Raw genomic sequence first — 8336 nt, 5'->3', positions numbered from 1 at the left:
GTGGCTGCCTTCCATGGTGGCGGCAACCTTGCCGATCTTGGTCTTGCAGGCGATCAGGGTGGGCTTGTCCTGCTTGGTCGCCCATTTCAGGGCAGCCTTGATCTCGTTGACGTCATGGCCGTCGATGGCCTTGACCGCCCAGCCGCAGGCCTTGAACCGCGCCTTCTGGTCGGTGGCGTCCGACAGGCTGACTGCGCCGTCGATGGTGATCGCATTGTCGTCCCACAGGACGGTCAGCCTGTTCAGCTTGTACCGACCGGCGAGGGCGATCGCTTCTTGCGACACCCCCTCCATCAGACAGCCGTCGCCGGCGATGACCCAGGTGCGGTGATCGACGAGGTCTTCCCCGAACCGCGCCGCCAGATGCCGCTCGGCCATGGCAAACCCGACCGAGTTGGCCAGGCCCTGGCCCAAGGGACCGGTCGTGGTCTCCACGCCGGGCATGTGGCCCCACTCGGGGTGACCGGCGGTCTTCGAGCCCCACTGGCGGAAGTTCGACAGTTCCTCGCGCGTCGCCGCCTTGTAGCCTGTCAGGTGCAGCAGGGCGTAGATCAGCATCGAGCCATGGCCCGCCGACAGGATGAACCGGTCCCGGTCCGCCCAGTCCGGGCGGCTCGCGTCGAACTTCAGATATTTCGAGAACAGCACGGTGGCGACATCGGCCATCCCCATCGGCATGCCGGGGTGGCCACTGTTGGCCTTCTGCACCCCGTCCATGGCCAGCACGCGGATGGCATCGGCCATCTGCTTGATCGTCGGCTTGGCGCTGGAGGATTTGTCGGCGGTCATGAACAGACCTTTCGTCGGGAGGCGGCTAAAATCGGGGTGCGCCGCTTTACCCCGAGGCGGCGAAGGGTTCTATACGGAATCTGGAGGATGCGACCGATGGCCGACGCCACGACCGCCGCCAAGGACCGCATCGATCGGGCCCTGGCCGCACTGGAACGAAAGGTTCTCGAGCTGAAGGCACGCCCGGCGTCCGCGCCGGCGATCGCCGACGACGACCTGTTCGCGCGCGCGCCCGGCGATACCGCCATCGATCCCGACGCCAAGGCTCGCATCGCCGCGTTGGAGGCCGCCGGCCGTGACGCCTCGGCCGCCCTGGCGCGCGCGACGGATCGGCTGCGTGGCCTGTTGGCACCGATGGACGAGGATCCCGCCTGATGGCGACGGTGACGGTCGAGATCAACGGTCGCCCCTATGCCGTCGGATGCGCCGACGGTCAGGAGGAGCGTGTCCGCATCCTGGCGCGCCAGTTCGATGGCCATGTGAAGTCTGTCGCCGGCGATGTCGGCCACGTCGGCGACCTGCGCCTGTTCCTGATGGCGGCCCTGCTGCTGGCCGACGAACTGCATGAGGCACGGCTGGCGCTTCAGACCGGGACCGACGCGCCTGCGGTCTCGACAGCTACGCCGCCGTCGTCCGACACCGGGGTGGCCGAGGCTTTGAACGCGGTCGCCGCCCGGCTCGAAAAGCTGACGCAGAGCCTTTAGGCCGGCCTAACTTACCTTGAGAACATAGGTGGCCAGGACGCGCTGAACTTCATTGATGTCCACGCCGCGCCCGAACGTCTTGCTGAACAGGGCACCGCCCGACACCGCGACCTTCATCTCGGAATCCAGATCCAGTGTCCCGGCCGTCTCGACGCTGAAGTGGGTGATCTTGGAATAGGGGATGGAGTGGAACTCGAGCTTCTTTCCTGACATCCCCTGTTTGTCGATCAGGATCAGCCGTTCATTGGTGAAGACGATCATGTCCCGCACCAGCTTGTAGGCGTGCTCGACCTGTTCGCCTGCGATCAGGACATGGGCGAAGTCGTTCTGCACCGTGGCCGCGTCGACGACGTTGGCGTTGCCCATGAGGGCGTTCATCAAGCTCATGGTCGATCCTTTTCAGCGGTGACCAAGACTAGCCGTTGTATCGAGGCCCCGTCGAGCCTATCTTCCTCGACGGCGGGTCATGCTGTGGCTCTCGTCGAAGGCAACATATCCTCGCGGCCTTAATTCACTCGAAGGGATCTGTCCCTGTTTGACCTCGTGGGGTTGAGCATACGGAGCCCACCTGGCTACCCAGGCTCGAGAGGATTTAAACCGTCCTTCACGGCTCTTACGGCGCCGCCAACCTCTTCTCTTCGGGCGCTACCGCTCGCGACGCGGTCGCTCGCTGCTTGAGCGCGAGCGACATGGTCATTGATAAGCAGGCGCTTCGTGTCGAAATGCGCGCGTTGCGAAAACGGCTGGCCGATGCGGCGCCTGACTCCGCCATTGCCGTTGCCGGGTTCGTGAACGAACTGCCGCCCGGCAACACCGTCGCTGTCTATCGTGCCGTGGGGTCTGAGATGGATCCCGAGCTGCTTGCGGACGCCCTGATCGTCGCGGGACGATCTCTGTGCCTGCCAGTCGCTACGGAACGGGACAAGGCCCTTCTTTTCAGGCGCTGGTCGGCCGAAGAACCGCTGGAGATGGATGTCGCCGGCTGTCCCGCGCCCTTGCCGCTGGCCGAGACCGTTGATCCCGACCTGATCATCACCCCGCTGCTCGCCTTCGACGATGCAGGGGGACGTCTGGGGCAGGGCGGCGGGTACTACGACCGGACGTTTTTAGCGCGCCCCGACGCCGTCCGGATAGGACTGGCATTCGCGGGCCAGCGCGTCGATCGCCTGCCCATGGAGTCGCACGATGTTCCGCTGCATGGCGTTCTGACCGAGGTCGGCTATACCCCGGCGCGAAAGGTCTAACTCCTCATGCGTCTTGCCTTCTTCGGCGACGTGATCGGCAAGTCCGGTCGCGACGGCATCTCCGACCACCTGCCCGGGCTCAAGCGGGACCTGAAGCTCGACTTCGTGGTGGTCAACGCCGAGAACGCGGCGGGCGGGTTCGGCATCACCGAGAACACGGCGCGCGAGCTGTTCATGGCCGGTGCCGACTGTCTGACCCTGGGCAATCATTCCTGGGATCAGCGCGAGGCCCTGACCTATATCGTGCGTGAGCCGCGGCTGATCCGTCCGGCCAATTATCCCCGGCTGATGGATGCGCCGGGGGCTGGAGCCAATCTGTTCGAGACCCATTCGGGCCGGACCGTTTTGGTCATGAATGTGCTGGGCCGCATCCATATGGACCCGAACGACGATCCGTTCAGCGCGGTCGATCGAGAGCTGAATGCCGCGCCGCTGGGTGCCGTCGCCGACGCCGTCATCGTCGACATGCACGCCGAGGCCACCTCGGAGAAGATGGCCATGGGCCATTTCTGCGACGGCCGTGCCAGTCTGGTCGTCGGTACCCACACGCACGTGCCGACCGCCGACTGCCAGATCCTGCCCGGCGGCACGGCCTATCAGACTGACGCAGGCGGCTGCTGCGACTATGACAGTGTCATCGGCAACGAAAAGGAAGAGCCGCTGCGGCGCTTCACCACCCGCATATCCGGCGGCCGTTATGTTCCGGCGCATGGGCCGGCGACCATCTGTGGCGTCTTCGTCGAAACGGACGACCGGACCGGGCTGGCGACCCGGATCGAGCCGATCCGGGTCGGAGGGCGACTAAGCCAGGCGATACCGATCGTCTAGCCTTCGATCCAGCCCGGCATCCATCCCTCGTGGATCTCGCGCAGGTGGGCGAGCGGGATGCTGAACAGGCCTTTTGAAGCGAAGGCTGTGCCGCCCGCCTGACCGACGATCGATGCGTGAAGGCCAGCCTCGCGCGCGGCTGACAGGATGTCGTCGGGGTTGGGGGCGGCGATCAGGTAGCGGGCCTGGTCTTCTCCGAACAGGAAGATGTGGGCGTGGGTCGCGCTGGTGGCATCCAGGGTCACACCGACGTCGGAGGCCAGGGCCAGGTCCGCTGCAGCGCCGATCAGGCCGCCGTCGGACAGGTCGTGGACGCAGGTCAGCTGACCGGTCTCGATCAGATCGCGGACGACGTCGCCGGTCTTCTTTTCCAGCTTCAGATCGACGGGCGGCGGGGCCCCGTCCTCGCGGCCCAGCACTTCCCGCAGATAGATGGAGGCACCGAGTTCGCCGCGCGTCTCGCCGATTAGCACCAGGGTGTCGCCCTCGGCCATGGTCGAGAAGCCGGTGACCACGTCGTAGTTTTCCAGCAGGCCGACGCCGCCGACGGTCGGGGTGGGCGGAATGGCGACGCCGTTGGTCTCGTTGTAGAGGCTCACATTGCCGCTCACGACGGGGAAGTCGAGCTCACGGCAGGCCTCGGCCATGCCGTCGATGGCGCGGACGATCTGGCCCATGATCTCGGGCCGCTGCGGATTGCCGAAGTTCAGATTGTCGGTGATGGCGATGGGGCGCGAGCCGACGGCGGTCAGGTTGCGCCAAGCCTCGGCCACCGCCTGTTTGCCGCCCTCGTAGGGGTCGTTCTGGACGTAGCGGGGGGTGCAGTCCGAGGTGACGGCCAGGCCCTTGTCGGTGCCGTGGACGCGGACCACGCCGGCGTCGGCGCCGGTGGCCGAGTCCTGAAGCGTGTCGGCCATGACGTGGCGGTCGTACTGTTCCCAGATCCAGCGCTTGGACGCCATGTCCGGGCAGGCGATGACCTTGAGTACCGCGTCCTCCCAGCTTTCGGGGGCAGGGACGTCGGCGGCGGTCAGGCGCGGATGGAGCGCCGGCTGGACCCAGGGTCGGTCATACAGGGGCGCATCGTCGAACAACGGTGCCAAGGGGACGTCACAGACGACTTCGCCGTGATGGTTCAGGATCAGGCGGCCGGTCTCGGTGGTCATGCCGATGACGGCGGCGTCCAGACCCCATTTCCTGAAGATGCGATAGCCGTCTTCCTCGCGGCCGGGCTTGAGCACCGCCAGCATCCGCTCCTGGCTTTCGGACAGCATCATCTCATAGGCGCTCATGCCGGTCTCGCGCTGAGGCACGGCGTCCATGTTCAACTCGATCCCGACCCCGCCCTTGCCGGCCATCTCGACCGAGGACGAAGTCAGACCCGCCGCGCCCATATCCTGGATGGCGGCGACCGCGCCCGAGGCCATCAGCTCCAGGGTCGCCTCGATCAACAGCTTCTCGGCGAAAGGATCGCCGACCTGGACGGTGGGGCGTTTCTCGTCGGAATCCTCGTCGAACTCGGCCGACGCCATGGTCGCGCCGTGGATGCCGTCCCGGCCCGTCTTGGATCCGAAATAGACCACCGACATCCCCGGCCCCGGCGCGGCCGAGTAGAAGATGCTATCGGCCTTGGCCAGGCCCACGCACATGGCGTTGACCAGGATGTTGCCGTTGTAACCCGAGTGGAAATTGGTCTCGCCCGCCACGGTCGGCACCCCGACGCAGTTGCCGTAGCCGCCGATGCCCGAGACCACGCCCTTGACCAGCCGTTTGGTCTTCTCGTGCCCGATGTCGCCGAACCGCAGGGCGTTCAGCAGGGCCACGGGGCGCGCACCCATGGTGAAGACGTCGCGCATGATGCCGCCTACGCCCGTCGCCGCACCCTGATAGGGCTCGATGTAGGACGGGTGGTTGTGGCTCTCCATCTTGAAGATGCAGGCGTCGCCGTCGCCGATGTCGATGACCCCCGCGTTCTCGCCCGGCCCGCAGATGACGCGCGGGCCGGTGGTCGGGAATTTGCCCAGGTGGATCTTGGACGACTTGTAGGAACAGTGCTCGGACCACATCACCGAAAAGACGCCCAGCTCCAGCTGGTTCGGCTCGCGCTCCAGCCGGTCGAGGACGACCTGATATTCGGCGGGGCTCAGGCCGTACTCGGCGGCCAGTTCGGCGATGGTCTTGGAGGGGGCGCTCATGGCGGCGCTCTTAGCGATGTTCGGCGACGGAGTCAGCCCGCGTGGTCAACGGGACATGACTTCGACCGTCACTGGCTTCGGAACCTCACACCCGTTCGATCCTGCGCCGCCACGCCAGGACCACGACGACGGATGCGACCAGCGTGGCCACTGCAACGATGGCAGCGGTGAAGGCCAGGGTGCCGTTGCGGGACTGTTCGGCGACGAACACCCCGATCAGGCCCCAGACGATCGGCAGCGAATAGGCGATGGTCCGGATGCGCCAGCTGACGGCCACGGCGACGAGGCCGACCAGCACCACGGCCAGCACGGCCCAGACGGTCGGCGACGCCATGGCGGGCAGGTCGCCGTTGCCGGTCGCGACGGTGATCAGATTGACCGGGGCTGCGACCGTCAGCCAGCCTGCCAGCAGCGACATCGGCCAGACGGTCAGCCAGCGATCGCGATCCCCGAGGCGGAGCGCGCGTATCCTGCCGGCATGGGCCAGCAGGGGAATGAGCAGGACGGTCAGGGAGGCGAAGATCAGAACGATCGTGGCGACTTCCCAGTCGAAGGCCGCCGCGATGATCCACAGGCCGATCCCGACAAAGGCCAGGGCCGACGGCCAGCCGAACACCTTGAGGACATCGCTTTCGCCGGTCTGGGGCAGGACCTGGCGGATCGCATAGGCGGCGAGGCCAAGATAGATCACGCCCCAGATCGCAAAGGCCCAGCCGATGACGCGGAGGGTGGCGTCGCTGTCGGCGGCGAACTCGGCCGCGCTCTGGCCCCAGCCCAGCCCCATCTGCACCTGGGGAACCAGGATGGCGAAGACAGCCGTGGCCATGACGATGATCCGCCGGGTCATGTCGGCAGGGGAGGGACGCAGGATGGAGGACATGAGGCAAACCTGTGGATGCGAGACCGACACTACGCGCAACTACGGTCAAGGTTCAGATGGAGATGTTTAAGCGGAACCGGAGGGCCGCGGATTCGCTAACCGGGCGTCCCCCGAATCACAAAAGGAGGCCGCCATGGCCGATCCGACCAAGACCCCCGACCAAACTCCGCATTTCGATACTTCCGAGGTCGAGGCCAATCTGGCCATCGAACAGGGTCTGGGCGTCGGTGCCCGCGAACTGGCGGCGCAGCGTGATCCCGGCGGGATCGTGACGCCCGATGAGGACGACAGCGAAGTCTGATTCAAAACAGCCAAGTTTGTCGATTGACGGAGCCCGGTTCGCCGGGCTTCGTTCGTTCGATGACCCAGCCTGCTTCCATCGCCGCCGCCCGATCGCTGCTGGCCAGTGCCGATGCGATGCTGGCGGCCGATGGATCGGACCTGCGGGGCCTGATCCTTAAGGGGGACGCCCTGTCGGCCCTCGGTGACGCCCGGGCGGCGTCCAGCTTCTACACCAGCGCACTGCGGGCGGCCCAGGCCAGTCAGGCAAAGGGTGCCCGCCTGACGCCCGATCTGATCGCCGAGCTTCGCCGGGCCCAGGGCGCGGTTCAGGATCAGGCCAGGGCATTTCAGGATCACCTCGCCCAGGGTCTTTCCGCCGCCGGGTTCGATCCGGAGACATCCAGCGACCGGTTCGCCCTGTCGCTGGATCTGATGGCGGGGCGCAAACAACTCTATCTCCAGCAGCCACGCTTCTATCTCTTCCCCGGCCTGCCGCAGGTGCAGTTCCAGCCGCGCGAGACCCTGCCCTGGCTGGAGGCGGTCGAGTCGGCGACCGACGACATTCGCGCCGAACTCCAGGCCCTGCTGGCCGAACCCGCCCTGTTCCGCCCCTATGTCGAGCCCCGCGCCGATCGGCCGAATACCGACGCGCAAGGGATGGCATCCAATCCCGAATGGAGCGCCCTGTTCCTTATCAAGGACGGCGTCGAACAGGAGATCGCCGCCCGCTGTCCCCGCACGCTGGCGGCGCTGGCGCAGGTTCCGCTGTGCCGTGTGCCGGGGCGGACACCGTCGATCCTGTTCTCGCGCCTGACGCCGGGCGCGCGCATCCCGCCGCATCACGGCCTGATCAACACGCGGTTGATCTGTCACCTGCCGCTGATCGCCCCGCCGGGCAGCCGGTTCCGGGTCGGTAATGCCGTGCGTGACTGGAAGGAAGGCGAAGCCTGGGCCTTTGACGACACCATCGAGCACGAGGCCTGGAACGACAGCGATCAGGACCGGACCATCCTGATCTTCGACGTCTGGAAGCCCGAATTGACGCAGGAGGAGCGTGCCCTGGTCTCGGCCATGTTCAACGCGATCGACGGCTATGGCGCGGCGCAGCCCGCGTGGGGGGTTTGAAGGGGCAGGGTTCCGTCTCCCCGTCGTTGAGCGTCTTCTGGCCCCGCTTGTGGAACCTTTGCGTAAGCCTGATGCCAAAGGTCCCGCAAGCGGACGAAGGAGAGGTCCGGCTTGTCCAACGCATCGAACTTGCGAACCTCGCCCGATCCAACGCCTTGCCGTGCTTGGGGATACGACCGGTTCTGACGCAGGATAATTCCGATCTGCGCGCCCAGGTATCAACGTCCGCTATGATGCTGCCTGTCCCGTCGCGGGGAAGGGCGCAAGGCCTTGCGATCTTGTTGCGGCG

General features: G+C 66.2%; 10 protein-coding genes. 6 read left to right on the top strand and 4 right to left on the bottom strand.

From position 1 onward, the window contains the following. Nucleotides 1–789: transketolase family protein (locus JHC99_RS15560; RefSeq protein ID WP_292155382.1), on the bottom strand; the 789-nt coding region annotated here is incomplete at its 3' end. Between the two features lie 96 nt (nt 790–885). On the opposite strand from JHC99_RS15560, the gene JHC99_RS15555 reads away from it, so the two are divergent. Further along, nucleotides 886–1164, top strand: a complete 279-nt coding sequence (locus JHC99_RS15555; RefSeq protein ID WP_292155380.1) for a hypothetical protein — start codon at nt 886–888, stop codon at nt 1162–1164. Then, a complete protein-coding gene (zapA, locus tag JHC99_RS15550; RefSeq protein WP_292155378.1) occupies nt 1164–1493 on the top strand; it encodes a cell division protein ZapA in 330 nt (109 codons plus the stop codon). The genes JHC99_RS15555 and zapA overlap by 1 nt, the downstream gene beginning before the upstream one ends. A 6-nt stretch (nt 1494–1499) precedes the next feature. On the opposite strand, the gene JHC99_RS15545 is transcribed toward zapA, so the two are convergent. Beyond that, complete coding sequence (locus JHC99_RS15545) at nt 1500–1880, bottom strand: PH domain-containing protein (protein WP_292155376.1); 381 nt, start codon at nt 1878–1880, stop codon at nt 1500–1502. 287 nt (nt 1881–2167) lie between these two features. Between JHC99_RS15545 and JHC99_RS15540 the strand changes: the two genes are divergently transcribed. Both JHC99_RS15540 and JHC99_RS15535 read left to right on the top strand, forming a co-directional pair. Further along, on the top strand, nt 2168–2737 hold the full coding sequence (locus tag JHC99_RS15540) for a 5-formyltetrahydrofolate cyclo-ligase (protein ID WP_292155375.1): 570 nt from the start codon (nt 2168–2170) through the stop codon (nt 2735–2737). A 6-nt stretch (nt 2738–2743) separates the two neighbouring features. Then, on the top strand, nt 2744–3565 hold the full coding sequence (locus JHC99_RS15535; RefSeq protein WP_292155374.1) for a TIGR00282 family metallophosphoesterase: 822 nt from the start codon (nt 2744–2746) through the stop codon (nt 3563–3565). On the opposite strand, the gene purL is transcribed toward JHC99_RS15535, so the two are convergent. Both purL and JHC99_RS15525 read right to left on the bottom strand, forming a co-directional pair. Then, entirely contained in the window at nt 3562–5760 is a 2199-nt protein-coding gene (purL, locus tag JHC99_RS15530) for a phosphoribosylformylglycinamidine synthase subunit PurL (RefSeq protein ID WP_292155373.1), read from the bottom strand. The two genes, JHC99_RS15535 and purL, sit on opposite strands and share 4 nt — an antisense overlap. An 85-nt stretch (nt 5761–5845) precedes the next feature. Next, nucleotides 5846–6640 (bottom strand): hypothetical protein, encoded by a 795-nt coding sequence (locus tag JHC99_RS15525; RefSeq protein ID WP_292155372.1) that lies wholly within the window; start codon nt 6638–6640, stop codon nt 5846–5848. A gap of 133 nt (nt 6641–6773) precedes the next feature. Here JHC99_RS15525 and JHC99_RS15520 point away from each other — a divergent pair, with 133 nt between their 5' ends. Together JHC99_RS15520 and JHC99_RS15515 are read left to right on the top strand one after the other, a co-directional pair. Continuing rightward, the gene (locus JHC99_RS15520; protein WP_292155370.1) at nt 6774–6941 is read left to right on the top strand and encodes a hypothetical protein; all 168 of its coding nucleotides are present in this window, start codon (nt 6774–6776) and stop codon (nt 6939–6941) included. A 59-nt stretch (nt 6942–7000) separates the two neighbouring features. Continuing rightward, entirely contained in the window at nt 7001–8047 is a 1047-nt protein-coding gene (locus JHC99_RS15515) for an aspartyl/asparaginyl beta-hydroxylase domain-containing protein (protein WP_292155368.1), read from the top strand. The last annotated feature ends 289 nt before the right edge of the window (nt 8048–8336 follow it).

Source organism: Brevundimonas sp. (assembly GCF_016463485.1).
GTDB lineage: Bacteria > Pseudomonadota > Alphaproteobacteria > Caulobacterales > Caulobacteraceae > Brevundimonas.
The sequence above is the reverse complement of the archived record's forward strand: the minus strand, read 5'-3'. Positions and strand labels throughout refer to the sequence as shown.

Excerpts from the sequence above, each read along its gene's own strand:
- JHC99_RS15555 (WP_292155380.1), top strand. The coding sequence starts at position 886 with ATGGCCGACGCCACGACCGCCGCCAAGGACCGCATCGATCGGGCCCTG.
- JHC99_RS15515 (WP_292155368.1), top strand. The coding sequence starts at position 7,001 with ATGACCCAGCCTGCTTCCATCGCCGCCGCCCGATCGCTGCTGGCCAGT.
- JHC99_RS15520 (WP_292155370.1), top strand. The coding sequence starts at position 6,774 with ATGGCCGATCCGACCAAGACCCCCGACCAAACTCCGCATTTCGATACT.
- JHC99_RS15525 (WP_292155372.1), bottom strand. The coding sequence starts at position 6,640 with ATGTCCTCCATCCTGCGTCCCTCCCCTGCCGACATGACCCGGCGGATC.
- JHC99_RS15545 (WP_292155376.1), bottom strand. The coding sequence starts at position 1,880 with ATGAGCTTGATGAACGCCCTCATGGGCAACGCCAACGTCGTCGACGCG.
- purL (WP_292155373.1), bottom strand. The coding sequence starts at position 5,760 with ATGAGCGCCCCCTCCAAGACCATCGCCGAACTGGCCGCCGAGTACGGC.
- zapA (WP_292155378.1), top strand. The coding sequence starts at position 1,164 with ATGGCGACGGTGACGGTCGAGATCAACGGTCGCCCCTATGCCGTCGGA.
- JHC99_RS15535 (WP_292155374.1), top strand. The coding sequence starts at position 2,744 with ATGCGTCTTGCCTTCTTCGGCGACGTGATCGGCAAGTCCGGTCGCGAC.